Origin of the sequence: Stenotrophomonas sp. DR822 (assembly GCF_019793815.1) — a bacterium.
Classification (GTDB): domain Bacteria; phylum Pseudomonadota; class Gammaproteobacteria; order Xanthomonadales; family Xanthomonadaceae; genus Stenotrophomonas; species Stenotrophomonas indicatrix.
This window is the reverse complement of sequence record NZ_CP081826.1, coordinates 993,796-1,018,466: the sequence shown is the minus strand read 5'-3', so window position 1 is coordinate 1,018,466 and position 24,671 is coordinate 993,796. Positions and strand designations below refer to the sequence as shown.

The window sequence follows — 24,671 nt, the reverse complement described above, 5'->3', positions numbered from 1 at the left end:
TTCGTCGGCGCCTGGTTGTCCACGGTGTGAGGGGGCAGGCCGCCCTCTCCAGGACACGCAAGAGCCCATCCATGGTGCTCGATGGCGCCATCCATGGCGCCAACGGTCCTGGAGAGGGCGGCCTGCCCCCTCCTGACAGTTTCACGGTGCCAGCGGATGCACTGAAGCGCTGGTCGGCTGCTGCTGCAGCGCGCGGGAAACCGTCCAGAGCCGGCGGGGTCACCCAGGGCAGGACCGTTGGCGCCATGGATGGCGCCATCGAGACCCCATGGATGGGTTCACGGCGTGTCCTGCCCTGGGTGACCCCGCCGGCTCAAGCCGATAGCAGGGAGGCGCTCAAGCGACCAGCCCAGTCGGCGACACGAATCCGGAAAACAGAAAAGCCCGCACAAGGCGGGCTTTTTCGGTTCCTGCTGCGGCGACTGGTGCTCCCTAGGGGACTCGAACCCCTGTTTTAGCCTTGAGAGGGCCACGTCCTAACCACTAGACGAAGGGAGCAGTGTGTCGCTGCCGGTGCAGGAGCGCTAGTATATGCACCTCGATGCCATTGGGCAATCCCGAAACTTCAACCGGAAGCGCCAACATCATTTCCTCTGCTACATCACCGTTCAGCCTGCGCGTCATCCCGCGCGACCAGCACACGATCTCCCGCAAGGACATCAGCCCGAACGCGTTGCGCGTGCTTTATCGACTGCGCGATGCCGGCTTCGGCGCCTACCTTGTCGGCGGCGCGGTGCGCGATCTGCTGGTCAATGGCCAACCCAAGGATTTCGACGTGGCCACCGATGCCACGCCCGAACAGGTCAAGCAGTTGTTCCGCAACTGCCGCCTGATCGGCCGCCGTTTCCGCCTGGCCCATGTTGTGTTCGGCCGCGAGATCATCGAAGTCGCCACCTTCCGTGCCAACATCGATGACGGCAGCGGCGACCGCGAAATGGAAAACGGCATGCTCGTGCGCGACAACGTGTACGGCAGCATCGAAGACGACGCCATCCGCCGCGACTTCACCTGCAATGCCCTGTATTACGCCATCGAGGACTTCTCGGTGCGTGACTACACCGGTGGCTTCGAAGACGTGCAGGCACGCCTGATGAAGCTCATCGGCGACCCGGTGCAGCGTTACCAGGAAGACCCGGTGCGCATGCTGCGTGCGGTCCGCCTGGCGGCCAAGCTCGGTTTCCAGATCGAAGAGGGCACCGCCGCACCGATCCCGCAGCTGGCCGGCCTGCTCAACGAAGCCGCACCGGCGCGCCTGTTCGAGGAAGTCCTGAAGCTGTTCCTGTCCGGGCATGGCGTTGCCAGCTTCGAAGGACTGGAACGCTACGGCCTGTTCGACGTGCTGTTCCCGGAAAGCGCCAAGGCGCTGAAGTCGAACCGCACCGGCGCGCTGCGTCGCATGCTGGTCGAGGGCCTGGCCAACACCGATGCACGCGTGGCCAATGACGAGCCCGTGTCGCCGGCGTTCCTGTTCGCGCTGCTCCTGTGGCCGGCGTATTGCCGCGCACAGGCAATGCTGCTCAAGCAGGGCGTGGCACCGGAAGAGGCACAGCGTCGTGCCGCCGACCGTGTCACCGTGCAGCAGCTGAGCACCATTGCATTGCCGCGCCGTTTCTCGCTGCCGATGCAGGAGATCTGGCTGCTGCAGGCGCGCTTCAGTTCGCGCCAGCGCAAGCGCGTGATGCGCACGCTCAGCCACCCCCGTTTCCGTGCCGCCTTCGATTTCCTGGCCCTGCGCCAGGTGGCATCGGCAGAGCACGAAGCCGACGTTGCGTTCTGGCGTGAAGCGCAGGCGCAGTCCGGGCATGAGCTGGATTCGTCGCTGGATTCCCTGCACAGCGATGCCGGCGATGAGGAGGGTGGAGCGCCGCGCAAGCGTCGTCGTCGCCGTCGTCGTCCCGATGGCGCAGCTGCCGGTGCTGCCGAGTAATCCATGACCGGTGCCTGGATCGGGCTGGGCGCCAATCTTGGCGACGCAGCCAACACCGTCCGCGCGGCCATTGCCGCGCTGGACGGGCTGCCCGGAACCCGGCTGACGCAGGCCTCGCGGTTGTATGCGACGCCGGCATGGGGCAACGAGGACCAGCCGCCGTTCGTCAACGCAGTGGCCTCGGTCGACACCGATCTGCCCGCCGTCGAGCTGCTGCAGGCCCTGCTCGCGCTGGAGCAGCGCTTCGGCCGCGTACGCGACCCCGCCGTGCACTGGGGGCCGCGTGCGCTGGATCTGGACCTGCTGCTGTTCGGCGAGCAGGTGCTGGACCTGCCCGAGCTGAAGGTGCCGCATCCCTACCTGCACGAGCGTGCGTTCGTGTTGGTGCCGTTGGCCGAAATCGCCGCCGATCTGGCCATTCCCGGCCACGGTCGCGTACGGGATGCAGTGATGCGGGTGGATGCCTGCGGGATCGCGCCGTTAGGGTGATAATGCCCGGGTTATCTCCCCCGGTTATCAGCACATGAGCACCCACGCAGACAGCAAGCCCTGGACCGTTCCCGCCCTGGCCGAGGCCAAGCGCAATGGCCAGAAGCTGGTCATGTTGACCGCCTACGACGCAGGCTTTGCCCGCACCTTCGATGCCAATGGCGTCGACCTGATCCTGATCGGCGATTCGCTGGGCATGGTCGTGCAGGGGCACGATTCGACCCTGCCGGTGACCGTCGCCGACATGGTCTATCACACCCGCGCAGTCGCCCGCGTGCTGCAGCGTGCGCTGCTGATCGCCGACCTGCCGTTCGGCGCCGATGCCACCCCGGAACGCGCGCTGGATGCTTCGCTGCAGTTGCTGCAGGCGGGTGCGGAGATGGTCAAGATCGAAGGCGCCGGCTTCAAGGTCGACATCATCCGCTACCTGGTCGAGCGCGAGATCCCGGTCTGTTCGCACCTGGGCCTGACCCCGCAGTCGGTGCTGCGCCTGGGTGGCTTCAAGATCCAGGGCCGTGGCGATGCCGCGCGCCAGCTGGTGGACGATGCCAAGGCCGTGGCTGAAGCCGGTGCCAGCATCATGGTGCTCGAATGCGTGCCGACCCCGGTTGCCGCCGCCGTCACCGCCGCGGTGCCGGTGCCGACCATCGGTATCGGTGCCGGTCCGCAGTGCGACGGCCAGGTGCTGGTGCTGCACGATTTCCTCGGCCTGGACAGCGGCCACCGTCGCCCGAAGTTCGTCAAGGACTTCCTGGCTGAAGGCGGTTCGGTGGCCGGCGCCACCCGTGCCTACGCCGATGCCGTGCGCGATGGCAGCTTCCCAGACGACGAACACGCGTACGCCCAATGATCCAGACCTTCAACGAACTCGGTGCGCTGCGCGCGCAGATCGCGCAGTGGAAGGGCGAGGGCCTGCGCGTGGCGCTGGTGCCGACCATGGGCAACCTGCACGGCGGGCACCACGCGCTGGTCACCCTGGCAAAGCAGTACGCCGACAAGGTGGTGGCCAGCATCTTCGTCAACCCGACACAGTTCGGGCCGAACGAGGATTTCAGCCGCTATCCGCGCACCCCCGAAGCCGATGTGGCCGGGCTGGAGCAGGTGGGCTGCGATGCGGTGTGGCTGCCCAGCGTCGAAGCGATGTACCCGCTGGGCGTGGACAAGACCACGCAGATGCATGCGCCTGGCGTCAGCGAGGTGCTGGAAGGCGCCAGCCGCCCGGGCCATTTCGATGGCGTGTGCACGGTGGTGGCGCGGCTGTTCCTGCAGGTACAGCCGGATGTGGCCGTGTTCGGCCGCAAGGACTACCAGCAGCTGGCGGTCATCAAGCAGATGGTGGCCGAGCTGTCGTTCCCGATCCAGATCGTCGGTGCCGAGATCGTGCGCGATGAGGATGGCCTGGCCAAGAGCTCGCGCAACCAGTACCTCAGCGCCGAGCAGCGCCCCTTGGCGACCACCCTTCACCGCACCTTGCTGGGCATGCGCGAAGGCTATGTGGCCGGGCACGCGCGTGAACGCATCGAGGCCGACGCCGTCGCTGCGCTGCAGGCAGCGGGCTTCCAGGTGGATTACGCGGTACTGCGCACTCCGGAGCTGGCCGAGCCGAGTTTCGATGGCGGCGGCCGCGTGGCCCTGATCGCCGCACGCCTGGGCACCACCCGGTTGATCGACAACCTGGAGTTCTGAACCGCCCCGCGCGGTTGTGCAGGGCGCCCGCAGTGGGCGCCCGTGTTCGCCGGACAAGGATGACCTGCCGATATGACCTCGTTTCCAGCCAGCCCCGGCCGCCGTGCCGTGGCGGCGATCCTGGCGGTGTTCGCCGCCGCGCTGCTGCCTTCGCTGGTGATCGGTGGCCTGATTGCCGGTCTCAGTCTCGGCCAGGAAGTGGCCACGGCCGCGCTGGCGGCCGCATTGATGTTCGTGCTGGCCTTCGCCCACGCCGTGGCGGTGCTGCTGCCGATGGGCCTGATCCTGCTGTCTTCCGGCCGCCTGCGCTGGGTGTGGTTCGCGCTGGTCGGGGCAGGGCTGGGCGCGCTGGCCATGGCCACCTGTGCCTGGCCCGACGGCTCTGGCGGCGCTCTGATGAGCCTGCTGTCCTCTGCGGGAAACTTCGACTGGGCCAGCTATGCCTTCCCGGTACTGGTGGCGGCCGGATTCGGCCTGATGGCCGGACTGGCGTTCCATGCCGTGTTCCGGGCCGTGCTGGCCGGTGCCGCGGCGCCATCGCCGGGCGCGCAGCAGCGCACCGGCTGAACGGTCTTCAGCATCCTGCGGCCGCTACCTGACGGTTGCCGCGTGGGTGCTAGAATCCGCTCTTTCCTTTGCCGTTGCAGCGCCCCCATGCACCTGTCCCTGCTCAAGACCAAGATCCACCGCGCCACCGTCACCCATTCCGAGCTGAACTACGAAGGCTCCATCGCCATCGATGACAACCTGCTGGCTGCCACCGGCATCCGTGAGTTCGAGCAGGTGCACATCTGGGACGTGACCAACGGTGCGCGCTTCTCGACCTATGCGATCCGCGCCGAAGCCGGCAGCGGTGTCGTCTCGCTCAATGGTGGCGCTGCGCGCCACGTGCAGGTCGGTGACATCATCATCATTGCCGCCTTCGCCAGCATGACCGAGCAGGAAGCCGACAGCTTCAAGCCGAAGCTGGTGTACGTGGATGGCAACAACCAGATCTCCCACACCAACGACACGATCCCGACCCAGGCCGCATGACAACGAACAACGGATTCGACTCGCTGCATTCCCACGCCCAGCGCCTGAAGGGCGCAAGCATTCCCGGCCTGCTCGCCGCCGAACCCGGCCGTGTACAGGACCTGGCGCTGCGGGTCGGTCCGTTGTATGTCAACTTCGCCCGGCAGAAATACGATGCCGCAGCGTTGCAGGCGCTGTTGGCGCTGGCTGCCGAACGTGATGTCGGCGGCGCCATCACGCGCCTGTTCCGTGGCGAGCAGGTCAACCTGACCGAAGGCCGCGCTGCGCTGCATACCGCATTGCGCGGCGATGTAGTCGATGCACCGGTGGCGGCCGAGGCCTATGCCACCGCGCGCGGCATCCGCCAGCGCATGGGCGTGCTGGTGCGCGCGCTGGAAGACAGCGGCGTGACCGATGTGGTCAGCGTCGGCATTGGCGGTTCCGATCTCGGCCCACGACTGGTCGCCGATGCGCTGCGCCCGGTCACAGGCGCACGCCTGCGCGTGCATTTCGTGTCGAACGTGGACGGCGCCGCCATGCAGCGCACGCTGGCCACGCTGGATCCGGCGAAGACCGCCGGCATCCTGATCTCCAAGACCTTCGGTACCCAGGAAACCCTGCTCAACGGCCAGATCCTGCATGACTGGCTGGGCGGCAGCGACCGTCTGTACGCGGTCAGCGCCAATCCGGAACGCGCCGCCAAGGCCTTCGCCATCGCCGCCGAGCGCGTGCTGCCGATGTGGGACTGGGTGGGCGGCCGCTATTCGCTGTGGTCGGCCGTCGGTTTCCCGATCGCACTGGCCATCGGCTTCGAGCGCTTCGAGCAGCTGCTGGAAGGTGCCGCGCAGATGGATGCGCATGCACTGGACGCGCCGTTGGAGCGCAACCTGCCGGTGCTGCACGGCCTGACCGACATCTGGAACCGCAATCTGCTGGGCCACGCCACGCATGCGGTGATGACCTACGACCAGCGCCTGGCGCTGCTGCCGGCCTACCTGCAGCAGCTGGTGATGGAAAGCCTGGGCAAGCGCGTGCAGCGCGATGGCCAGCCGGTCACCACCGACACCGTGCCGGTGTGGTGGGGCGGTGCGGGCACCGATGTGCAGCACAGCTTCTTCCAGGCGCTGCACCAGGGCACCAGCATCATCCCGGCCGACTTCATCGGCTGCGTGCACAACGATGATCCGTATACGGTCAACCACCAGGCGCTGATGGCCAACCTGCTGGCGCAGACCGAAGCACTGGCCAACGGCCAGGGCAGCGACGATCCGCACCGCGATTACCCGGGCGGCCGCCCGAGCACGATGATCCTGCTCGACGCGCTTACCCCGCAGGCGCTGGGCGCGTTGATCGCGATGTACGAGCACGCGGTGTACGTGCAGTCGGTGATCTGGAACATCAACGCTTTCGACCAGTTCGGTGTCGAACTGGGCAAGCAGCTGGCCAGTGGCCTGCTGCCGGCCCTGCAGGGCGAGGATGTCCAGATCAATGATCCGCTGACCCGTGAGCTGCTGGCGCAGCTGAAGGGCTGAGCGCGGGCAGGGAATGCCGCCGGGCATGGCCCGGCGCTACCCTTCGTCATGCCGGTAGCGCCGGGCCATGCCCGGCGAATACGACGACGCTTCACCGGCTCGGATCGCGTTCCGGGCTCGGCCGCTTGGCCAGCTTGCGCTGCAGCGAACGCCGGTGCATGCCGAGCAGCCGCGCGGCCGCCGACACATTGCCGCCGGTTTCATGCATCGCCTGCTGGATGTGTTCCCACTGCAGGCGGCTGATCGGGGTCATCGCATCGGGCACTTCCATCTCGCCGTCATCGGCGGGGCCATCGTCTTCCTCGCCCAGCGCACGCAGGATCATCGGCACCGTCGATGGTTTCGGCAGGTAGTCGTCGGCGCCCAGCTTGATCGCCTCCACTGCGGTGGCGATGCTGGCATAGCCGGTCACCAGCAGGATCCGCATGTCCGCGCGCAGGGCGCGCAGCGGCTGGATCAGGGCCAGGCCGGAATCGCTGCCCAGCTTCAGGTCGATCAACGCGAACGCCGGCGGATGCTGGCGGGCCAGTGCCAGCGCGCTGGCCGCATCCTGTGCGGTCTGCGTCTCCAGCCCTTTGCGGGCCAGGCTGCGCTGCAGGGTGCGCAGGTAGAGTTCGTCGTCGTCGACCAGCAGGCCAAGGGTGGAAGCAGTCATGGTCATTCCTCGCGGGGGGCCAACGGCAGGCGGAAGCCGACGCGGCTACCGGCCCCTTGGGCCGGGCGCATCCACATCTCGCCGTCCAGGCGTTCGATGGTGGCATGGGACAGGGCAAGACCGACGCCCATGCCTTCACTCTTGCTGCTGCCGAACAGCTTGCCCGGCAGCACGGCGGCGCGGGCGTTGAAGCCATGGCCGTAGTCGCGCACTTCGCCGATCAGGTCGTCGCCTTCGATGCGCAGGCTGAGATCGACGCGTGGTCGGCCGGCCTGCTCGCCGGCATCGGCAGCATTGTTCAGCAGCACCATCAGCAGGTGGCCGACGCCCGGGTCCAGCGGCAGGCGCAGCGGTGCGTCGTCGTTGCGATGCAGGTCGATGGTCGGGCGCACCAGCCGCCATTGCTCCAGCACCTGCTGGGCCGTGGAGTGGGCGCGCCCGGGGCGGTCATTGGAGGCCGGGGCGGCCAGGGCCAGCACGCGCTCCCGGCACTGCACCAGCAGTTCGCGCAGGGTTTCCATGTCCTCGCGCACTTCCGGCTCTTCGCTGCGTTCGGCCACGTCGTCGGCGAGCAGGGTCATCGTCGCCAGCGGCGTGTTCAGTTCATGCGCCACCGAGGCTGCATGCGTGGCCAGGGCGACGATGCCCTCGTTGCGCGCGAAGCGTTCGCGCAGTGCCGACAGTTCCAGCTCGCGCTCGCGCAGCGCGATCGCCAGCCGGGTAGAGAAGATCAGTACGACCGCAGCGGACAGCAGGAAGGTGGCGATCACGCCCCAGCGATTGAGGTCCAGTGCGTTGAAATAGCCCGCCGGCAGCGGTTGCCCGAACAGTCCGCTGGCGGCGTAGCCCAGCAGGCAGGCGCTGGCCACGGCCAGGGCCCAGCGCAGGGGCAGGGCGAAGGCCGCCAGGGCGATCAGGATCAGGAACAGCGAGCCGAACGGATTGGCGATGCCGCCGCTCCAGCTGACCATCCAGGTGAGGATGATCACGTCCACCAGGATGTGGCCGAAGGCGGTCAGCGGCGCGGTATCGGCCGGCTCCGGGCGCAGCTGCGTATACAGGTTGAATACGGCGAGCACGGCCACGCCCGACCACAGCGGCAGTTGCGGCAAGGGAAGTCCCAGCACCCAGGTCGCAACCAGGATGGTGGCCGCCTGGCCAGCCACGGCCAACCAGCGCAGGCTGCACAGGGTTCGGAGAAACGGGGCGTCGGGACCGGTCATTCGCGCCCATCGTATGCGTTCGCGGGGGCGGCTGCCTGCGACAATCGGCCGCAGCCGGACTGTCGCCTGAATGCGACACACCCGGAAGGTCGGGGCGGGCGTTAGAATGCCCGCATGCATGACGCCGTCACCCGCCCTACAGCCCCCTCCGATGCCACTTCCTGGCCCCGTCGCCTGACCCAAGCGGTCCAGATCGGTGGAGTCACCGTGGGCGGTGGCAAGCCGGTCGTGGTGCAGTCGATGACCAATACCGACACGTCCGATGTGGCGTCCAGCGTCAAGCAGGTCGCTGAGCTCTGGCGTGCCGGCTCGGAAATGGTGCGCCTGACCGTCAACACGGTCGAAGCGGCCGCGGCGATCCCGCGCATCGTCGACAAGCTGGCGATGATGGGCATCGACGTGCCGCTGATCGGCGACTTCCACTACAACGGCCACCAGCTGCTGACGGCCGAGCCGGCCTGCGCCGAAGCGCTGGCCAAGTACCGCATCAACCCGGGCAACGTGGGCTTCGGCAAGAAGAAGGACCTGCAGTTCGCCCAGCTGATCGAGTTCGCCATCCGCTACAACAAGCCGGTGCGCATCGGCGCCAACTGGGGCTCGCTGGACCAGGCCCTGGCGGCCAAGCTGATGGACGAGAACAACCACCGCGAACAGCCCTGGGACGCCGGCCGCGTGCTGCGCGAGGCGCTGATCCGTTCGGCGCTGGATTCGGCTGAGCAGGCCGTGGACATCGGCCTGCCACGCGATCGCATCATCCTGTCGGCCAAGGTCAGCGGCGTGCAGGAGCTGATCGCGGTCTACCGCGACCTGGCCCAGCGTTCGGACTTCGCCCTGCATCTGGGCCTGACCGAAGCCGGTATCGGCAGCAAGGGCATCGTCGCCTCGGCGGCGGCACTGAGCGTGCTGCTGCAGGAAGGCATCGGCGACACCATCCGCATTTCGCTGACGCCCGAACCGGGCCAGTCGCGCACGCAGGAAGTGATCGTCGCCCAGGAACTGCTGCAGACCACCGGCCAGCGCGCCTTCACTCCGCTGGTCACGGCGTGCCCGGGCTGCGGCCGCACCACCTCGGAATTCTTCCAGGAGCTGGCCAAGGTGGTGCAGAACCACGTGCGCGAAAAGATGCCGCTGTGGAAGATCCAGCACCCGGGTGCGGAGAACATGACCCTGGCGGTGATGGGTTGCGTGGTCAACGGGCCGGGTGAGTCGCGGCATGCCAACATCGGCATCTCGCTGCCGGGCACCGGTGAAGCACCGTCGGCACCGGTGTTCGTCGATGGCGAGAAGAAGGTGACCCTGCGTGGCGAGAACATCGCCCAGGAATTCGTCGCCCTGATCGATGATTACGTTGAACGCACCTATGTCCGAAGCGCCGGGTAAGCCGACGATCCTCGCTGCACCGGAGCCCGCCTCCGGCTTCCGCCACTGGATGGCGCGCAATGCCTGGCGGCTGCTGCTGCTGTTTGCCGGCGTGCTGCTGCCGCTGGCCGGATTCGTCGCCCTGGCCGACGAGGTGCACGAGTTCGAATCCTTCCATTTCGATGCGCCGCTGCTGTGGCAGATGCACGGCCTGCATTCGCCGTGGCTGGACCACGTGTTCGTGCTGTTGTCGAAACTGGGCTACGAGTGGTTCCTGATCCCGGCCGATGTGCTGATTGTCGGTGCACTGGCCTGGCACCGGCGTTGGCGTGAAGCGACCTTCGTGGCCGTGAGCTTCGTAGGGTCGGCGCTGCTCAACATGGGCAGCAAGCACTTCTTCCAGCGTGACCGGCCCAGCCTGTGGGAATCGATCGCGCCGGAATCCACGTTCAGTTTCCCCAGTGGCCACGCGATGGGCTCGATGACCCTGGCGGTCACCCTGGTGCTGCTGGCCTGGAATACCCGCTGGCGCTGGCCGGTGCTGCTGCTGGCGCCGTCGTTCAGCCTGCTGGTAAGCGTTTCCCGGGTCTATCTGGGGGTGCATTACCCCTCCGACATCCTCGCCGGGTGGTGTGCCGCGCTGGTTTGGGTGGTAGGGTGCTATCTGGTCATGTTCAGCCGCCGCCATCCATGGCGACGGCACGGTTCGCCGCCAGCGACGGCCAGCGAAGCGATCACGCAAGGGGAGTGACGTGGATGCCCTCCCAAGGGCGTCTACCTGAGGGACGGGTTGTTTCGTTGTAACGGGTTCTGCAGGGCAAGGGGCACGATCAGTGCGTGAAGAATGTGATGCGCAAGGCAGAACGCCGGAATTGCGCAACATCCGCGCTTGCAGTGGTCAGGTGCTCCTGCCTAGGTTGACCCGTATTGGCCGCATTCGAAGAGGTACGTGAATGACGATTCGAGTCTACCTAGTGGATGACCATGCGTTGGTCCGCACCGGGATGAAAATGATACTGTCGAGTGAAACCGACATTGAAGTGGTGGGCGAGGCCGAAACGGGCGAAGACGCGCTGCCCGCGATCCGCCAGCTGCAACCGGACGTGGTGCTGTGTGATCTGCACCTGCCCGGCGTGAGCGGGATGGAAGTGACCGAGCGCATCGTCCGTGGCCACCGCAGCACGCGGGTGGTGATCGTGTCGGTGCTGGAAGACGGTCCGCTGCCCAAGCGCCTGCTCGAAGCCGGGGCTGCCGGTTACATCGGCAAGGGCTGTGATGCGCAGGAACTGCTGCGAGCGGTGCGCGACGTAGCCGCCGGACGGCGCTACCTGGGCACGAGCATCGCGCAGAACCTGGCGTTGTCCACCGTGGAAGGCAACGGCTCGCCGTTCGACAACCTGTCGCCGCGTGAGCTGGAAGTGGCGTTGCTGCTGACCCAGGGCCTGCGCCAGGAAGACATCGCCCGTCGTCTGAGCCTGAGCGCGAAGACGGTCAACACGCACAAGGCACGGTTGTTCGAGAAGATGGGAATCCACGACAACATCGCGTTGGCGCGGATGGCCAGCCAGTACGGGCTGGTGGATCCGGCACGGCCGCTGTAAGGGTGTCGGCCAACGGCTGAGCCCCTCGCGGTGGTGCGACGGAGTTCGTGGGGTTGGCCGGACGGATGGGCTGCGCAGGGGACGCTGCAAGTACGTCCATGTAAGCTCGGTCGCCGCATCCATGCGGCTCACGCCCCTGCGCAACCCATCCGCCCGGCCACGGACAGGTTCCGTGCGCTGCCACCGCGGAATGAAGAAGGAACGGCAGGAGCGGGTCGCGCGCTTTGCGCGCTTGGGGTCGGATCCCTTTCCCGGCGGGAAAGGGCTCTGACTCCGTACTGCGTCAGTGACCGCGTACGCGCTTGACGATCTTCGCGGCCTGCGCCGCGCTTTCGCGCACCTTGTCCCACTGGCCGGCGTCGATCCAGTTGCCCGGCACCATCCACGAGCCACCGATGCAGACCACGTTCTTCTGCTCCAAGTACTCGGCGGCGGTGTTCTCGGTGATGCCACCGGTCGGGCACAGCTTGAGGTCGGCGATCGGGCCGGCTACGCCCTTGATCATCGCCAGGCCACCCACGGCCGTGGCCGGGAACAGCTTGCACACGCGGAAACCGCGCGCGTAGAGCGCCAGCAGTTCGGTCGGCGTCGCCGCACCCGGTACCACCGGCAGCGGTGCCGCAGCCAACGCATCGGCCAGCACCGGCGGCGTGCCCGGGGTCACCAGGAAATCGGCGCCCGCATCGATCGACTGTTGCATCTGCTCCACCGTCAGCACCGTACCGGCGCCGACCACCACATCCGGCAGCTCACGCTTGAGCATCGCCAGCGCTTCCATCGCCACCGGCGTACGCAGCGTCAGCTCGATCGCCGGCAATCCGCCTTCCAGCAGCGCCGCGCTGACCGCACGTGCCTGGTCCAGCGTATGAATCGTCACCACCGGCAGGATGCCGGCCGCATGCAACAACTCCGCCGCCCGCACCTGATGTTGTTCGATACCCATAGCTCTGCTTCTGCCTTTGCTTTCGCTCTAGTTGTGCTTTCAATGATCACTTCGCGGCGTTGACGCGCCGGGGGGAGTGTCAGGAGGGCGCGGTCAGCCCCAGACGGGACCGTGAGCGGCATGGATGCCGCGACCGAGCCCCCATCATGGATGGGTTTACGGCGTGTCCCGGCTGGGGCTGACCGCGCCCTCAGCCAGGAAATTTACCGCTGCGACAAACCCGCAACGCGCTTCAATCCCTCAGGCGTCCTTCGCCTCATGCGGCGCCGCCGCCGCCGCCGCATCGTGCCCCAGCTCATACTCCGCGTCGTAGTCCCACGGCACACCGTCAGCCGCCGCCGGACCGCACGAAATAGAGATCGCGCCCTGATCGGCCGGACCCACCACGCGCCGGTTGATCGCAAACAGGTTGCGGCCCAGGTCATTGGCCGTCGGCGACGTATTCGGCGCATGTGTACGCGCTGCCCATTCGCCTGCGTCCACCAGCACCTCAAGGGTGCCGGCCTCACCATCCAGGCGGATGATGTCGCCCTCGCGCACCTTGCCCAGCGGACCACCGCGCGCAGCTTCCGGCGTCACGTGGATGGCGGCGGGAATCTTGCCCGAGGCGCCGGACAGGCGACCATCGGTGACCAGCGCCACGCGCCTTCCCTGGTTCTGCAGCAGGCCCAGCAGCGGCGCCAGCGAATGCAGTTCCGGCATGCCATTCGCGCGCGGCCCCTGGTAACGCACCACCGCCACGAAATGCTCGGGCAGCAGGCCGCCGGCATGCAGCTTGTTCAGCACCTGCGGCGCATCAACCACCACGGCCGGCGCTTCGATGGTGCGGTACTGCGGCTTCACCGCCGACAGCTTGATCAGCGACTTGCCGAGGTTGCCGCGCAACAGGCGCAGGCCACCCTGGCTCTCGAACGGGTTGTCGACGCTGCGCACCACTTCTTCATCGGCGCTGCGCTCCAGGCCCGGCAGGTACACCAGCTTGCCATCGCGCAGCTGCGGCTCGCGGGCGTAGTCGGCCATGCCGCCACGGGCGACGCTGACCAGGTCGCCATGCATCAGGCCAGCCTTGATCAGCTCACCGAACACGAACGCCGGGCCACCCGCTGCAGCGAAGCGGTTCACGTCGGCCTCGCCATTCGGATAGACACGTGCCAGCAGCGGGATCAGCTGCGACAGCTCGTCGAAGTCGTCCCAGGTCAGCACGATGCCGGCCGCACGTGCCACCGCGATCCAGTGGATGGTGTGGTTGGTCGAGCCGCCGGTGGCCATCAGCGCGATGACCGCGTTGATGATCGCGCGCTCGTCGATGATCCGGCCCAGCGGACGGAAGTCGTCGCCCAGCGCAGTGATGTCCAGTGCGCGCTCGGTGGCTTCGCGGGTCAGTGCATCGCGCAGCGGCGTGTCCGGATTGACGAACGATGCGCCCGGCAGCTGCACGCCCATCGCTTCCAGCAGCACCTGGTTGGAATTGGCGGTGCCGTAGAAGGTGCAGGTGCCTGCGCCGTGGTAGGACGCCGATTCGGCTTCCAGCAGTTCTTCGCGGGTCGCTTCACCGGCGGCGTAGCGCTCGCGCACTTCGGCCTTCTGCTTGTTGGGAATGCCCGGCGTCATCGGGCCAGCCGGCACGAACACCGCCGGAAGGTGGCCGAAGGCGAGGGCGCCGATCAGCAGGCCCGGCACGATCTTGTCGCACACACCGAGGTACACGGTGGTATCGAACATGTCGTGGCTGAGCCCGATCGCGGTGGCCTGGGCAATGACATCACGCGAGAACAGCGACAGCTCCATGCCGCCACGGCCCTGGGTGACGCCGTCGCACATCGCCGGCACAGCGCCGGCAACCTGTGCCGTCGCGCCCAGCTCGCGGGCCACCGCACGGATCTGTTCGGGATAGGTTTCGAACGGCTGGTGCGCCGACAGCATGTCGTTGTAGGCGGTGATGATGCCCAGGTTGGCCGTCACGCCGCCACGCAGGCGGCTCTTGTCGGTGCCGCCACAGGCGGCGAAACCGTGGGCGAGGTTGCCGCAGCTGAGGCGGCTGCGGAACGGGCCATCGCGCAGGGAGGCGTCGATCGCTGCCAGATAGGCGGCGCGCGAGGCGGCGCTGCGGCGGATGACGCGCTCAGTGATGGCTTGCAGTTGCGGATGGAGGCTCATGGGCTACCGGCGTTCGAGGTGGCGAGAGGCAAACGGCAGCAAGGCGCCGCCGCCGACATCAATCAGCCCAGTGGACGCGCAGGCGCGCGCCTTCCAGGTTGATCGCGTTGAGGATCGGATACTGCTGCGGGTCGTTGCTGTCCAATGCCTGGCGCAGCACCTGCAGCTTCTGCTTGCCGCGCAGCAGCAGCAGGCGCTGGCGGCACTGGGCCAGGCCGCGCGGGGTCAGGGTGATGCGCAGCGGCCACTGGTTGGCACCGGGACAGCCGGTGGCATCCAGTGCGGCATACGGCAGGGTGCTTTCCAGCGCGCGGGTCAGGTCCTTCGAGCACGGGAACAGCGAGGCGGTATGGCCGTCGTTGCCCATGCCCAGTGCGACCAGGCTTGGCGCCTGGCTGTACTGGGCCTGCAGGTTGGCGGTGTACACGCACTCGGGCAGCGGCTTGCCGATCCGCACCAGCGGATCGAAGTGCGCACCTTCGGCACGTGTGAGCAGGTTCTCGCGCACCAGCCACGCATTGCTGTCGCGATCCTGCGGCGACAACCAGCGTTCGTCGGCCAGGCTCACTTCAACGCGGTCCCAATGCACGTCCAGCTCGGCCAGCGCCTGGTACACCGGTGCCGGCGTGGTGCCGCCGGACAACAGGATGCGTGCGCGGCCCAGTTCGGTGATGTCGTGGTTGATCGCCTGGGCCATTTCGGCTGCAACCGCTTCGATCCAGCCATCGGCATCGCCGTGGTTGATGAAGTCGATACGGTCGTCCTGGAAGATTGGGCTCATGCGGCAACTCCTGGTGCGTCACGTTCGGCGTCGGCAGCATAGGCAGCGGCGCCCAGCAGTCCGGCGTGGGGATGCATCACGGCCAGCGACGGCACCCGCGCCATGATCGAAGAGAACCGGCCCTTGTGTTCGAAGCGCTGGCGGAAACCGGAGTGCTGCAATGAATCGAGCATCTTCGCAGTCAGCCCACCGGTCAGGAACACGCCATCCCAGGCGCCCTGGGTCAGCACCAGATCACCGGCAATGGCGCCGAACACCGCGCAGAACACATCCACGGTACGCATCGCCTGTGGATCGCCGTGCAGGGCGCGGGCGGTCACGTCCACCGGTTGCAGTTGGCCCGGGTCGATACCCGCCATCTCGCAGATTGCGCGATGGATGTTGACCAGGCCGGGGCCGCAGATCAGCCGCTCGTTGGAGACGCGCCCGAACTGCTCGGACAGGATCTCCAGGATGCGGATCTCTTCCGGCGTTCCCGGCGGGAAGCTGACATGACCACCCTCGGTTTCCAGCGGGTAACAGCGGCCGTGGCGAAGGATCAGGCCGCCGACGCCGAGGCCGGTACCTGGGCCGATCACTGCGTAGTTGCGCGGCTGACCCGGCTTGCCCGGAACCCAGGCGGCACCGCCGACCTGGACCACGTCATCGGGCTGCAGCAGCGAAATCGCCATCGCCTGCGCGGCGAAGTCGTTGATCAGGTGCAGTTCGTTGAAACCAAGCATCGCGGCCGTGCGGCTGCGCGAGATCACCCACGGATGGTTGGTGATGCGGGCTTCGTCACCATCGACACGACCGGCGACTGCGAACACGCCACGGCTTGCGGTGGCGCCGATCTGCTCCAGATGGTGGCGCGCGGCATCACCCAGCGACGGGAACTCCGCCACGGCGTACTCGCGGATGCTCTCTTTCAGCAGCGGGGCGTCCTGCGAGGTGTCGGCCAGGGCGAAGCGGGCGTTGGTGCCGCCGATGTCGGCCACAAGCACGGGCTGCGAGCTGGCACTCATTCCGACGCTCCGCTGTCGGGCGCATCCACGCCCTGCGGCAGGAAGTCGACCGCGTTGGCCGGGCCCCACTGGCCGGCAGGGTAGGGTTCCAGCGGCAGGTTGGCCGCCTTCCAGGCATCGGCAACGCTGTCGATCCAGGCCCAAGCGGCACGCACCTCGTCATCGCGCACGAACAGGGTGTGGTTGCCGTTGAAGGCGTCCAGGAACAGGCGCTCGTAGGCAATGCGGCGATGCAGGCCGGTCGGCACCGACAGCTCCAGCTCCAGCGGCTGCAGTTCCAGCGCGCCCCATTCCGGCCCGGCCAGGCTGCTCATCAGGCCCAGTTCGATGTTCTCCTGCGGCTGCAGCTGGAACACCAGGCGGTTCGGTGCGGCCTGCGCACGCTGCGGACGCTCGAACAACCAATGCGTGACCGGCTTGAGGGTCACCACCACGCGGGTGGTGCGCTCGGGCAGGCGCTTGCCGGTGACCAGGTGGAACGGCACGCCGCTCCAGCGCCAGTTGTCGATGTGCGCGGTGACACCGGCGAAGGTCTCCACGTCGCTGCCTTCCGGCGGCTGGTAGGCCTGTGCGGGCTGGCCGTTGATGCTGCCGGCGGTGTAGCGGCCGCGCACGCTGTCACGCGCGGCGTGCTTGGCATCCAGCGGGCGCAGTGCGCGCAGCACCTTGACCTTCTCATCGCGGATGCGGTCGGCTTCCAGCGACGCCGGCGGCTCCATCGCCACCATGCACAGCAGCTGCAGGATGTGGCTCTGCACCATGTCGCGCAGGGCGCCGGAGCGTGCGTAGTAGGCATCGCGGCCATCCACGCCTTCGCTCTCGGCGACCAGGATGTGCACCGATTCGATGTAATTGCGGTTCCACACCGCTTCCAGCAGCGTGTTGCCGAAGCGCAGCGCGATCAGGTTCTGTACCGCCGCCTTGCCCAGGTAGTGATCCAGGCGGAACACGCGGTCTTCGTCGATCCACTGGCCGATGGTGGTGATGATCTCCTCGGCGCTTTCGCTGTCGCTGCCGATCGGCTTCTCCAGCATCAGCCGCGCGGGTGCGGCCAGCGCGCCGCCCTTGGCCAGGCCCTCGCAGGTGGAGATGTACAGGCCCGGCGGGATCGCCAGGTAGCTCACGCAGCGGCGGTCGACCAGGTCTGACACGGCAGCGGCGACCGAGTCGACGTCGCGCAGGTCCACCGAGCGGTAGTCGATGCGGCGCAGCAGGGAGGCGATGTCCTCCTGGCTGGCCATCGGCATCGCCTGCTGCAGGCGTGGGCGCAGGATGTCATGGAAGGCTGCGGTGTCGTGGCCCGACAGGGCCAGCGCACGGATGCGGAAATCCTCCGGCAGCAGGCCGTCGCCGAGCAGGCGCAGCAGCGAAGGGAACAGGTAGCGCTGGGCCAGATCACCTGTGGCACCAAACAGGAAGAGTGTGTCGTGCATCGCTCGAGTTTCAGATCCGGGTGACATCGTTGTCAATCGCTTCATGGCTGGGTTCGGGGGACATCCGCGCAACTGCCTGTCCGAGGCTCATCTGGATCGGTTTTCCGGGTTGGCGGAGCACCGTTCCAATCGAAACCACTACAGCGGCAACCCTTCGTTCGGTCGACGATGCAGGTCGGTGCGCACCGACAGTCGGATAGTGCCACGTGAAAACGTTTACATGGCAGAATGGGCAACTGTATTCGATTGCAGTGGTCGCCGTCATGCGGCGACCGCGCAATCATCACTGCCATCGGGAGGGCCGAGGCAGTCCCAAAAGACAGCCCGGCGTCGGGCGCACTGGATGAGTGAAATGGCAAAAGTGCAGTTGCAGGGTGTGCGCAAGGTCTACGACAACGGCCAGGTTGCGGTGAAGGACGCCACCTTCGAGGTCGCCGATGGCGAGCTGATGGTGCTGGTCGGTCCGTCGGGGTGTGGCAAGTCGACCCTGTTGCGGATGGTGGCCGGGCTGGAAGAGATCAGCGGCGGCACGTTGACCATCGGCGATCGCGTGGTCAACGACGTGGCGCCGAAGGATCGCGACATCGCGATGGTGTTCCAGAGTTACGCGCTGTATCCGCACATGACCGTGGCCGAGAACCTGGCCTTTGGCCTGAAGCTGCGCGGGCACGACAAGGCGACCATCGACAAGCGCATCAGCGAAGCCGCGCAGACGCTGGGGCTGACCGACATGATGGACAAGCTGCCCAAGGCGATGTCCGGTGGCCAGCGCCAGCGCGTTGCATTGGGCCGTGCGCTGGTGCGCGAGCCGGCGGTGTTCCTGCTCGACGAGCCGCTGTCGAACCTGGATGCCAAGCTGCGCCACAGTGTGCGCACCGAGATCGCGCAGCTGCACCGCAAGCTGGGCACCACCATGATCTACGTGACCCACGATCAGGTCGAGGCGATGACCCTTGGCCAGCGCATCGTGGTGCTGAAGGACGGCATCATCCAGCAGATCGATACGCCGATGGCGCTGTACGACCGCCCGGCCAACCTGTTCGTGGCCGGCTTCCTCGGCAGCCCGGCGATGAACGTGCTGCGCGGCACGCTGCAGGGCGACGCCGGTGGCGTGACCGTGGTCGATGGCCAGTGGCGTGCTCCGCTGGGGCAGGCGACGATCGATCCGGCGTGGCTGCAGAAGCCGATCGCCGTGGGCGTGCGCCCCGAGCACCTGCAGCCGGCAGGCAGCGAAGACACCCATGCGTTCACCGCACGCATCGAGGGCATCGAGCCGGTCGGCAACGAGATCTTCGTCAACATGAGCAGCGGCCAGCACGCGCTGACCATGCGCGTGGCGCCGCAGTCGCTGCCGGGCGTGGGCGAGGACATCCGAGTGGCGATCCACCCGCAGGGCCTGCATTTCTTCAACCCGGAAACCGGCGAGCGCCTGTAACCGGTAGTGCCGGCCAGCGGCCTGCACTACCCATCCGGTGCGGACCAACGTTCCGCACCCACAAGGCCAGTGGTAGCGCCGGACCATGTCCGGCGGGCGCCTCAGCGCGCCAGGCCGTCCAGCAGCGGCATCCGCTGCGCGACCGCGTTGCCCACCTGCAGTTCGCTGTCGCCGGTCTCCAGCGGCAGCACGGCCAGTGCCAGATCGCCGGCCACGCTGGCCAGGGTGCCGAGCGCGACCCCGTCCTGCTGCACGCCATCGCCTGCCTGCGCAGGTGCAGCGGTATGCAGCAGCTGCACCGCGCGCTTGGCCTTGCCGAGGAAATGGGTGCGCGCGACGATTTCCTGGCCGGGGTAGCAGCCCTTCTTCACGCTGTAGCCGTTGAGGCGGTCCAGGCCCAGCTGTTGCGGGGTCCACACCTCGCGCTGGCTCTCTGCCAAGCGTGGCAGGCCAAAGCGCAGGTCGGTCTGGCGCCAGGCCAGGGCGAAGGCGGCATCTTCGGCTTCGTCGCTGGCCGGGAAGGCCTCGACCGGGCCGATGCGCAGCGTACGGGGAAGTGCGTCGTTGCCCAGATCCAGCTCCCAACCCTGGCTGCCGACCAGCGCGATGGCGGCGCCAGCGGCGGCTTCCGGCGCAGTAAAGGCACCGGCAACGGCCAGGTCCGCATGCACCTGCAGTTTCACTTTGCGGCGGAACACGAAGCGTTGCAGTTGCGACGCAATCGCATCGGCATCGCCGTCGGCGAGCACCAGCAGCACATGGTCATCGGCCAGGCGCAGCAGCTGGAACACCGCCAGGGTGCGGCCCTTGGCGCTCAGCCACGCGCTCCACTGCCAATGCAGCAGGGGCAGGGCGGTCACGTCGCTGCTGAACTGGGCATGGGCAAAAGCCACTGCATCCACGCCCTGCAGGCTCAGCAATTGATGGCCGGGCAGGCGCGGATATGCGACGAAAGCAGGGGGAAGGTTGTCAGGCACGTGAACGAGGTCTAAAATTTGTGCGTTGCGAGACCCATCATGATAGGCCAAACAACCCCCACTCCCGACGCCGAAGCTGAAGCCCCGCTGGTTCCCCCGGTCCCTGTGCCCGTGGAACAACCAGAGGTGGAAGAAGAATTCGGTGGCCGTGGCGGACTTGATCCGGTGCGGTATGGCGATTGGGAAAAAAACGGACGCTGCATCGATTTTTGATCAGCATTGAGCCAACGCGGCCTTATGCCGCCCAGCCGAGACAACGAGCCCAGCGAATGGCGACCAGACAACGTCCCCTTTCTCCGCACCTTCAGGTGTATCGCTGGCAGATTCAGATGGCCACCTCGATCCTGCATCGAGCCACTGGCGTCTTTCTGTCTGTTGGTGCCCTCATCATCGCCGGAGGCCTGTTGGCTCTGATGATGGGGCCCGAATCCTGGAACTGCTTCACCGGCCATGCCGGGGCCTGGTATGGCCGCGTGTTCCTGTTCGCGTGGACATGGTCGTTCGCCTATCACCTGTGCAATGGCATCCGCCATATCGTGCAGGACTTCGCGATCGGATTCCGCATTGCCACCTTCATCCGCAGCAGCTGGATGTCGGTGATCGGCAGCCTGCTGATCACCCTGGCGGTGTGGGCCTATGTGCTGTTCGGAGGTGGCGCATGAGCAAGTTCCGTACCCCGTTGAAGGGCGTGCGCGGTCTCGGTTCGGCCAAGACCGGCACCGAGCACTTCGTGCATCAGCGCCTGACCGCCGCCGCGCTGGTGGTGCTGGGCATCTGGTTCCTGGTGTTCGTGCTGGGCCTGTTGGGCTCGGATTACGTGACCGCCACCGCCGCGATCGCCAAGCCGTGGAACGCCGTTCCGCTGATCGGCCTGCTGATCGCCATGTTCTGGCATGCCCAGCTCGGCCTGCAGGTCGTGCTGGAGGACTACATCCACGAATCGCTGCTGGCCCTGGTGCTGCAGACCGCGGTGAAGTTCGTTGCCGTGCTCGGCATGATCGTCAGTGTGTTTGCGGTGGGCCGCATCGCCCTCGGCGTTGCCTGAGCCCAGGCGCCAAGACAGGAATCCAGACTAGATGTCCGCTTACAAGATTACCGAACACAAGTACGACATGGTCGTGGTGGGCGCCGGCGGCGCCGGCCTGCGTGCCACGTTCGGCCTGGCCGCCAAGGGCCTGCAGACCGTGTGCCTGACCAAGGTCTTCCCGACCCGTTCGCACACGGTTGCTGCGCAGGGGGGTATCTCCGCCGCGCTCGGCAACATGGGCGAGGACGACTGGCGTTACCACTTCTTCGACACCATCAAGGGTTCGGACTGGCTGGGCGACCAGGACGCCATCGAGTACATGTGCCGTGAAGCGATTCCGGCGATCATCGAACTCGAGCACTACGGCGTGCCGTTCAGCCGCACCGCCGAAGGCAAGATCTACCAGCGTCCGTTCGGTGGCATGACCACCAAGTACGGCGAAGGCCCGGCGGCGCAGCGTACCTGCGCGGCGGCCGACCGTACCGGCCACGCGATGCTGCACACGCTGTACCAGCAGTCGCTGAAGCACGACGCACGCTTCATGATCGAGTACTTCGCGCTCGACCTGATCTTCGACGACGAAGGTGCCTGCCGTGGTGTGCTGGCGTTGGACATGTCCGACGGCACACTGCACCTGTTCCGCGCCCAGGGCGTGGTGCTGGCCACCGGCGGCTACGGCCGCGCTTACTTCAGCGCCACCTCGGCGCATACCTGCACCGGCGACGGTGGCGGCCTGGCCATGCGCGCCGGCATTGCCATGCAGGACATGGAGTTCGTGCAGTTCCATCCGACCGGCATCTACGGCGCCGGCTGCCTGATCACCGAGGGTGTCCGCGGTGAAGGCGGCATCCTGCGCAACAGCAGCGGCGAGCGCTTCATGGAGCGTTACGCACCGCACTACAAGGACCTGGCTTCGCGCGACGTGGTCAGCCGTTCGATGACCATCGAGATCCGCGAAGGCCGTGGCGTGGGCGAGCACAAGGACCACATCCTGCTCGACCTGACCCACCTTGGCCCGGGCGTGATCGACGACAAGCTGCCGGGCATCGCCGAAAGCGCGCGCATCTTCGCCGGCGTCGACGTGCACAAGCAGCCGATCCCGGTGATTCCGACCGTGCACTACAACATGGGCGGCATCCCGACCAACTACCACGGTGAAGTGGTGCGCAAGGACGGCGAGAACCCCGATGCGGTCGTGCCGGGCCTGTACGCCATCGGCGAAGCGGCCTGCGTTTCGGTGCACGGTGCCAACCGCCTGGGTTCGAATTCGCTGCTGGACCTGGTGGTGTTCGGGCGTGCGGTGGCCAACCGTTGCGCGGCGACGATCACCCCGGGTGCGGCGCACAAGACCCTGCCGGCCGACGCCTGCGACAAGGCGCTGGGCCTGCTGGACAAGCTGCGCCACGCCAACGGCGATACTCCGACTTCGGTCATCCGCGATCGCATGCAGCGCACCATGCAGGCCGACGCGGCGGTCTTCCGTACCAGCCAGACGCTGAAGGAAGGCTGCGAGAAGATGGACAAGATCTTCGATTCGTTCCAGGACGTGAAGGTCTCCGACCGTTCCCTGGTCTGGAACTCGGACCTGATCGAGACCTACGAGCTGAACAACCTGCTGCTGAATGCAGTGGCGACGATCAACTCGGCCGAGCAGCGCAAGGAAAGCCGCGGCGCACACGCGCACGAGGACTTCCCGGACCGCGACGACGTCAATTGGCAGAAGCACACCCTGGTCAGCGTGGACGAGAAGGGCAAGTGCAGCTTCGACTACCGTCCGGTGCACATGTACACGTTGACTGATGACGTGTCCGTGGTGCCGCCGAAGCCGCGCGTGTACTGATCCGACCCCGCCTAACATGCAATCCGCGCCCTCGGGCGCGGGCCGCCTGAGCCAACGAGAGCAGCCATGGCCGAGTTTTCACTCCCCAAGAATTCCAAGATCACGAAGGGCAAGCACTTCCCCGCCAAGACCGGCGGCAAGAACGTGCGCACCTTCAAGATCTATCGCTGGAGTCCGGACGACGACAGCAATCCGCGCACCGACACCTATGATGTCGATCTGGACGCCTGCGGCCCGATGGTCCTGGACGCGCTGATCAAGATCAAGAACGAGATCGACCCGACCCTGACCTTCCGCCGCTCGTGCCGCGAAGGTATCTGTGGTTCGTGCGCGATGAACATCGACGGCACCAACACCCTGGCCTGCACCCGGGCCATCTCGGACTGCGGCAAGAAGGAAGTGCCGATCTATCCGCTGCCGCACATGAACGTGGTCAAGGATCTGGTTCCGGACCTGACCCACTTCTACGCGCAGTACGCCTCGATCAAGCCGTGGATCCGCACCCAGACCCCGGCACCGCCGGACCGTGAGCGCCTGCAGTCGCCGGAAGACCGCAAGAAGCTCGATGGCCTGTACGAGTGCATCCTGTGCGCGTGCTGCTCGACCAGCTGCCCGAGCTACTGGTGGAACGGCGAGCGTTACCTGGGCCCGGCGATCCTGCTGCAGGCCTACCGCTGGATCATCGATTCGCGCGACGAGGACACCGGTGCGCGCCTGGACGATCTGGAAGATCCGTTCAAGCTGTACCGCTGCCACACCATCATGAACTGCGCCCGGACCTGCCCGAAGGGACTGAACCCGGCGCTGGCGATCGCCGAGATCAAGAAGCTGATGATGGAACGCCGCGCCTGATACGGTGCCGGGTGGTTGCATGACCCCAGCAGAGCCACGCCATGCGTGGCTTTGCTGTATCTGGAGAAACACAATGGATGAAGAAGTCCTGCTGAAGAAGCTGCGCTGGCGCTGCCGTCGCGGCATGCGTGAACTGGATCAGTTGTTCGGTCGCTACCTGGACCGCGAATGGAGCAGTGCGCCGACCGAAGACCGCGAGGTTTTCCTGTTCCTGCTCGATTGCGAGGACGATAAGTTGTGGCGCTGGTTCATGGGCTACGAGGCCTGCCCGCATGCACACGCCGTCCCCCTCATGCACAGGATCCTCGCCCTCAAGCCTTGAGTGGCGCCCGTCGCGGCTGCAGGCCGGCGCCCAGCTGGCGGTACTGCTGGCCGCGCCGTGGCTGCTGCATGCTTCGGATCTGCCGTCCGCGCACCTGCTTCCGGCGTTGATCGGGGTCTGGGCGCTTGGCCTGGCTGAGCTGGGCTGGCGCCTGCGGCGGCCCCCTGTCGTGCTGCAGCTGCCGCCCCTGCCAGCGCTGCTGCGGCTGGACGGCGGCGATATTGCCGAGCCCCGGCTGGTGGTGCGCGGGCCCTGGCTGCTGCTGCACTGGCGCGAGGGCTGGCGTCGCAGGCGCCTGTTGTTCTGGCCGGACGTGCTTGATCGCGCACAACGACGTGAACTGCGACTGGCCGTGGCCGCACGAAGCGTTTCCCGTCGGCCCCGGTCGGTGGCACCATAGGCTGAATCGACCGG

25 protein-coding genes and 1 tRNA gene are annotated in these 24,671 nt (G+C 66.9%); 17 read left to right on the top strand and 9 right to left on the bottom strand.

Annotated elements, in window-relative coordinates; translation table 11 throughout:
* Nucleotides 1–423: 423 nt before the first annotated feature.
* Nucleotides 424–498: transfer RNA gene (locus K5K93_RS04650), tRNA-Glu, on the bottom strand.
* Nucleotides 499–547: 49 nt separating this feature from the next.
* On the opposite strand from K5K93_RS04650, the gene pcnB reads away from it, so the two are divergent.
* From pcnB to pgi, 7 genes are all read left to right on the top strand, one after another.
* Nucleotides 548–1,927, top strand: coding sequence for a polynucleotide adenylyltransferase PcnB (pcnB, locus tag K5K93_RS04645; protein WP_222390971.1), 1,380 nt, complete (start codon nucleotides 548–550; stop codon nucleotides 1,925–1,927).
* Nucleotides 1,928–1,930: 3 nt separating this feature from the next.
* Nucleotides 1,931–2,416 carry a 2-amino-4-hydroxy-6-hydroxymethyldihydropteridine diphosphokinase gene (gene folK, locus K5K93_RS04640; RefSeq protein WP_222389970.1) on the top strand — a complete coding sequence of 162 codons (486 nt, stop codon included), beginning with the start codon at nucleotides 1,931–1,933 and terminating at the stop codon, nucleotides 2,414–2,416.
* Nucleotides 2,417–2,450: 34 nt separating this feature from the next.
* Complete coding sequence (gene panB / locus K5K93_RS04635) at nucleotides 2,451–3,266, top strand: 3-methyl-2-oxobutanoate hydroxymethyltransferase (protein ID WP_093820002.1); 816 nt, start codon at nucleotides 2,451–2,453, stop codon at nucleotides 3,264–3,266.
* A complete protein-coding gene (gene panC / locus K5K93_RS04630) occupies nucleotides 3,263–4,102 on the top strand; it encodes a pantoate--beta-alanine ligase (protein WP_032977891.1) in 840 nt (279 codons plus the stop codon). Before panB ends, panC begins: the two co-directional genes overlap by 4 nt.
* A gap of 72 nt (nucleotides 4,103–4,174) precedes the next feature.
* Nucleotides 4,175–4,669 carry a hypothetical protein gene (locus K5K93_RS04625; RefSeq protein WP_222389969.1) on the top strand — a complete coding sequence of 165 codons (495 nt, stop codon included), beginning with the start codon at nucleotides 4,175–4,177 and terminating at the stop codon, nucleotides 4,667–4,669.
* Nucleotides 4,670–4,756: 87 nt separating this feature from the next.
* On the top strand, nucleotides 4,757–5,137 hold the full coding sequence (gene panD / locus K5K93_RS04620) for an aspartate 1-decarboxylase (protein WP_004153087.1): 381 nt from the start codon (nucleotides 4,757–4,759) through the stop codon (nucleotides 5,135–5,137).
* Nucleotides 5,134–6,648: a glucose-6-phosphate isomerase gene (gene pgi, locus K5K93_RS04615; protein WP_059063792.1), complete on the top strand. Its 1,515-nt coding sequence runs from the start codon at nucleotides 5,134–5,136 to the stop codon at nucleotides 6,646–6,648. Before panD ends, pgi begins: the two co-directional genes overlap by 4 nt.
* Before the next feature lie 91 nt (nucleotides 6,649–6,739).
* Here pgi and K5K93_RS04610 read toward each other — a convergent pair whose 3' ends face one another.
* The gene (locus tag K5K93_RS04610; protein ID WP_032952096.1) at nucleotides 6,740–7,309 is read right to left on the bottom strand and encodes a response regulator transcription factor; all 570 of its coding nucleotides are present in this window, start codon (nucleotides 7,307–7,309) and stop codon (nucleotides 6,740–6,742) included.
* Nucleotides 7,306–8,526, bottom strand: a complete 1,221-nt coding sequence (locus K5K93_RS04605; RefSeq protein WP_093819996.1) for an ATP-binding protein — start codon at nucleotides 8,524–8,526, stop codon at nucleotides 7,306–7,308. Before K5K93_RS04605 ends, K5K93_RS04610 begins: the two co-directional genes overlap by 4 nt.
* Nucleotides 8,527–8,640: 114 nt before the next feature.
* Between K5K93_RS04605 and ispG the strand changes: the two genes are divergently transcribed.
* From ispG to K5K93_RS04590, 3 genes are all read left to right on the top strand, one after another.
* The gene (ispG, locus tag K5K93_RS04600) at nucleotides 8,641–9,906 is read left to right on the top strand and encodes a flavodoxin-dependent (E)-4-hydroxy-3-methylbut-2-enyl-diphosphate synthase (RefSeq protein WP_088101382.1); all 1,266 of its coding nucleotides are present in this window, start codon (nucleotides 8,641–8,643) and stop codon (nucleotides 9,904–9,906) included.
* On the top strand, nucleotides 9,887–10,636 hold the full coding sequence (locus K5K93_RS04595) for a phosphatase PAP2 family protein (RefSeq protein WP_025878803.1): 750 nt from the start codon (nucleotides 9,887–9,889) through the stop codon (nucleotides 10,634–10,636). The genes ispG and K5K93_RS04595 overlap by 20 nt, the downstream gene beginning before the upstream one ends.
* A gap of 202 nt (nucleotides 10,637–10,838) precedes the next feature.
* On the top strand, nucleotides 10,839–11,486 hold the full coding sequence (locus K5K93_RS04590) for a response regulator (RefSeq protein ID WP_025878804.1): 648 nt from the start codon (nucleotides 10,839–10,841) through the stop codon (nucleotides 11,484–11,486).
* A 283-nt stretch (nucleotides 11,487–11,769) separates the two neighbouring features.
* Here the strand turns inward: K5K93_RS04590 and K5K93_RS04585 are convergent, their stop codons facing one another.
* The 5 genes from K5K93_RS04585 to zwf all read right to left on the bottom strand — a co-directional run bounded on the left by K5K93_RS04585 (nucleotide 11,770) and on the right by zwf (nucleotide 17,804).
* Nucleotides 11,770–12,429, bottom strand: coding sequence for a bifunctional 4-hydroxy-2-oxoglutarate aldolase/2-dehydro-3-deoxy-phosphogluconate aldolase (locus tag K5K93_RS04585; RefSeq protein ID WP_032977879.1), 660 nt, complete (start codon nucleotides 12,427–12,429; stop codon nucleotides 11,770–11,772).
* A gap of 240 nt (nucleotides 12,430–12,669) precedes the next feature.
* Complete coding sequence (edd, locus tag K5K93_RS04580) at nucleotides 12,670–14,586, bottom strand: phosphogluconate dehydratase (RefSeq protein ID WP_222389968.1); 1,917 nt, start codon at nucleotides 14,584–14,586, stop codon at nucleotides 12,670–12,672.
* 58 nt (nucleotides 14,587–14,644) lie between these two features.
* Nucleotides 14,645–15,367 (bottom strand): 6-phosphogluconolactonase, encoded by a 723-nt coding sequence (pgl, locus tag K5K93_RS04575; protein ID WP_222389967.1) that lies wholly within the window; start codon nucleotides 15,365–15,367, stop codon nucleotides 14,645–14,647.
* Nucleotides 15,364–16,371 (bottom strand): glucokinase, encoded by a 1,008-nt coding sequence (glk, locus tag K5K93_RS04570; protein WP_100468153.1) that lies wholly within the window; start codon nucleotides 16,369–16,371, stop codon nucleotides 15,364–15,366. Before glk ends, pgl begins: the two co-directional genes overlap by 4 nt.
* Nucleotides 16,368–17,804, bottom strand: a complete 1,437-nt coding sequence (gene zwf / locus K5K93_RS04565; protein ID WP_222389966.1) for a glucose-6-phosphate dehydrogenase — start codon at nucleotides 17,802–17,804, stop codon at nucleotides 16,368–16,370. The genes glk and zwf overlap by 4 nt, the downstream gene beginning before the upstream one ends.
* A 352-nt stretch (nucleotides 17,805–18,156) precedes the next feature.
* Between zwf and ugpC the strand changes: the two genes are divergently transcribed.
* The gene (gene ugpC / locus K5K93_RS04560; RefSeq protein WP_025878810.1) at nucleotides 18,157–19,239 is read left to right on the top strand and encodes a sn-glycerol-3-phosphate ABC transporter ATP-binding protein UgpC; all 1,083 of its coding nucleotides are present in this window, start codon (nucleotides 18,157–18,159) and stop codon (nucleotides 19,237–19,239) included.
* 101 nt (nucleotides 19,240–19,340) lie between these two features.
* Here the strand turns inward: ugpC and K5K93_RS04555 are convergent, their stop codons facing one another.
* A complete protein-coding gene (locus tag K5K93_RS04555) occupies nucleotides 19,341–20,216 on the bottom strand; it encodes a folate-binding protein (protein WP_222389964.1) in 876 nt (291 codons plus the stop codon).
* A 269-nt stretch (nucleotides 20,217–20,485) separates the two neighbouring features.
* Here K5K93_RS04555 and sdhC point away from each other — a divergent pair, with 269 nt between their 5' ends.
* The 6 genes from sdhC (at nucleotide 20,486) to K5K93_RS04520 (ending at nucleotide 24,657) form a co-directional block, all read left to right on the top strand.
* The gene (sdhC, locus tag K5K93_RS04545; RefSeq protein ID WP_080149149.1) at nucleotides 20,486–20,878 is read left to right on the top strand and encodes a succinate dehydrogenase, cytochrome b556 subunit; all 393 of its coding nucleotides are present in this window, start codon (nucleotides 20,486–20,488) and stop codon (nucleotides 20,876–20,878) included.
* Nucleotides 20,875–21,261 carry a succinate dehydrogenase, hydrophobic membrane anchor protein gene (sdhD, locus tag K5K93_RS04540; RefSeq protein ID WP_025878813.1) on the top strand — a complete coding sequence of 129 codons (387 nt, stop codon included), beginning with the start codon at nucleotides 20,875–20,877 and terminating at the stop codon, nucleotides 21,259–21,261. The genes sdhC and sdhD overlap by 4 nt, the downstream gene beginning before the upstream one ends.
* Before the next feature lie 31 nt (nucleotides 21,262–21,292).
* Nucleotides 21,293–23,083: a succinate dehydrogenase flavoprotein subunit gene (gene sdhA, locus K5K93_RS04535; protein ID WP_080149147.1), complete on the top strand. Its 1,791-nt coding sequence runs from the start codon at nucleotides 21,293–21,295 to the stop codon at nucleotides 23,081–23,083.
* A gap of 66 nt (nucleotides 23,084–23,149) precedes the next feature.
* Nucleotides 23,150–23,935 (top strand): succinate dehydrogenase iron-sulfur subunit, encoded by a 786-nt coding sequence (locus K5K93_RS04530; protein WP_025878815.1) that lies wholly within the window; start codon nucleotides 23,150–23,152, stop codon nucleotides 23,933–23,935.
* A 73-nt stretch (nucleotides 23,936–24,008) separates the two neighbouring features.
* Entirely contained in the window at nucleotides 24,009–24,257 is a 249-nt protein-coding gene (locus tag K5K93_RS04525; RefSeq protein ID WP_032977868.1) for a succinate dehydrogenase assembly factor 2, read from the top strand.
* Complete coding sequence (locus K5K93_RS04520) at nucleotides 24,208–24,657, top strand: hypothetical protein (protein ID WP_222389962.1); 450 nt, start codon at nucleotides 24,208–24,210, stop codon at nucleotides 24,655–24,657. Before K5K93_RS04525 ends, K5K93_RS04520 begins: the two co-directional genes overlap by 50 nt.
* Nucleotides 24,658–24,671: the final 14 nt, after the last annotated feature.

Excerpts from the sequence above, each read along its gene's own strand:
- folK (WP_222389970.1), top strand. The coding sequence starts at position 1,931 with ATGACCGGTGCCTGGATCGGGCTGGGCGCCAATCTTGGCGACGCAGCC.
- panB (WP_093820002.1), top strand. The coding sequence starts at position 2,451 with ATGAGCACCCACGCAGACAGCAAGCCCTGGACCGTTCCCGCCCTGGCC.
- panC (WP_032977891.1), top strand. The coding sequence starts at position 3,263 with ATGATCCAGACCTTCAACGAACTCGGTGCGCTGCGCGCGCAGATCGCG.
- K5K93_RS04625 (WP_222389969.1), top strand. The coding sequence starts at position 4,175 with ATGACCTCGTTTCCAGCCAGCCCCGGCCGCCGTGCCGTGGCGGCGATC.
- panD (WP_004153087.1), top strand. The coding sequence starts at position 4,757 with ATGCACCTGTCCCTGCTCAAGACCAAGATCCACCGCGCCACCGTCACC.
- pgi (WP_059063792.1), top strand. The coding sequence starts at position 5,134 with ATGACAACGAACAACGGATTCGACTCGCTGCATTCCCACGCCCAGCGC.
- K5K93_RS04610 (WP_032952096.1), bottom strand. The coding sequence starts at position 7,309 with ATGACCATGACTGCTTCCACCCTTGGCCTGCTGGTCGACGACGACGAA.
- K5K93_RS04605 (WP_093819996.1), bottom strand. The coding sequence starts at position 8,526 with ATGACCGGTCCCGACGCCCCGTTTCTCCGAACCCTGTGCAGCCTGCGC.
- ispG (WP_088101382.1), top strand. The coding sequence starts at position 8,641 with ATGCATGACGCCGTCACCCGCCCTACAGCCCCCTCCGATGCCACTTCC.
- K5K93_RS04595 (WP_025878803.1), top strand. The coding sequence starts at position 9,887 with ATGTCCGAAGCGCCGGGTAAGCCGACGATCCTCGCTGCACCGGAGCCC.
- K5K93_RS04590 (WP_025878804.1), top strand. The coding sequence starts at position 10,839 with ATGACGATTCGAGTCTACCTAGTGGATGACCATGCGTTGGTCCGCACC.
- K5K93_RS04585 (WP_032977879.1), bottom strand. The coding sequence starts at position 12,429 with ATGGGTATCGAACAACATCAGGTGCGGGCGGCGGAGTTGTTGCATGCG.
- edd (WP_222389968.1), bottom strand. The coding sequence starts at position 14,586 with ATGAGCCTCCATCCGCAACTGCAAGCCATCACTGAGCGCGTCATCCGC.
- pgl (WP_222389967.1), bottom strand. The coding sequence starts at position 15,367 with ATGAGCCCAATCTTCCAGGACGACCGTATCGACTTCATCAACCACGGC.
- glk (WP_100468153.1), bottom strand. The coding sequence starts at position 16,371 with ATGAGTGCCAGCTCGCAGCCCGTGCTTGTGGCCGACATCGGCGGCACC.
- zwf (WP_222389966.1), bottom strand. The coding sequence starts at position 17,804 with ATGCACGACACACTCTTCCTGTTTGGTGCCACAGGTGATCTGGCCCAG.
- ugpC (WP_025878810.1), top strand. The coding sequence starts at position 18,157 with ATGGCAAAAGTGCAGTTGCAGGGTGTGCGCAAGGTCTACGACAACGGC.
- sdhC (WP_080149149.1), top strand. The coding sequence starts at position 20,486 with ATGGCGACCAGACAACGTCCCCTTTCTCCGCACCTTCAGGTGTATCGC.
- sdhD (WP_025878813.1), top strand. The coding sequence starts at position 20,875 with ATGAGCAAGTTCCGTACCCCGTTGAAGGGCGTGCGCGGTCTCGGTTCG.
- sdhA (WP_080149147.1), top strand. The coding sequence starts at position 21,293 with ATGTCCGCTTACAAGATTACCGAACACAAGTACGACATGGTCGTGGTG.
- K5K93_RS04530 (WP_025878815.1), top strand. The coding sequence starts at position 23,150 with ATGGCCGAGTTTTCACTCCCCAAGAATTCCAAGATCACGAAGGGCAAG.
- K5K93_RS04525 (WP_032977868.1), top strand. The coding sequence starts at position 24,009 with ATGGATGAAGAAGTCCTGCTGAAGAAGCTGCGCTGGCGCTGCCGTCGC.
- K5K93_RS04520 (WP_222389962.1), top strand. The coding sequence starts at position 24,208 with ATGCACACGCCGTCCCCCTCATGCACAGGATCCTCGCCCTCAAGCCTT.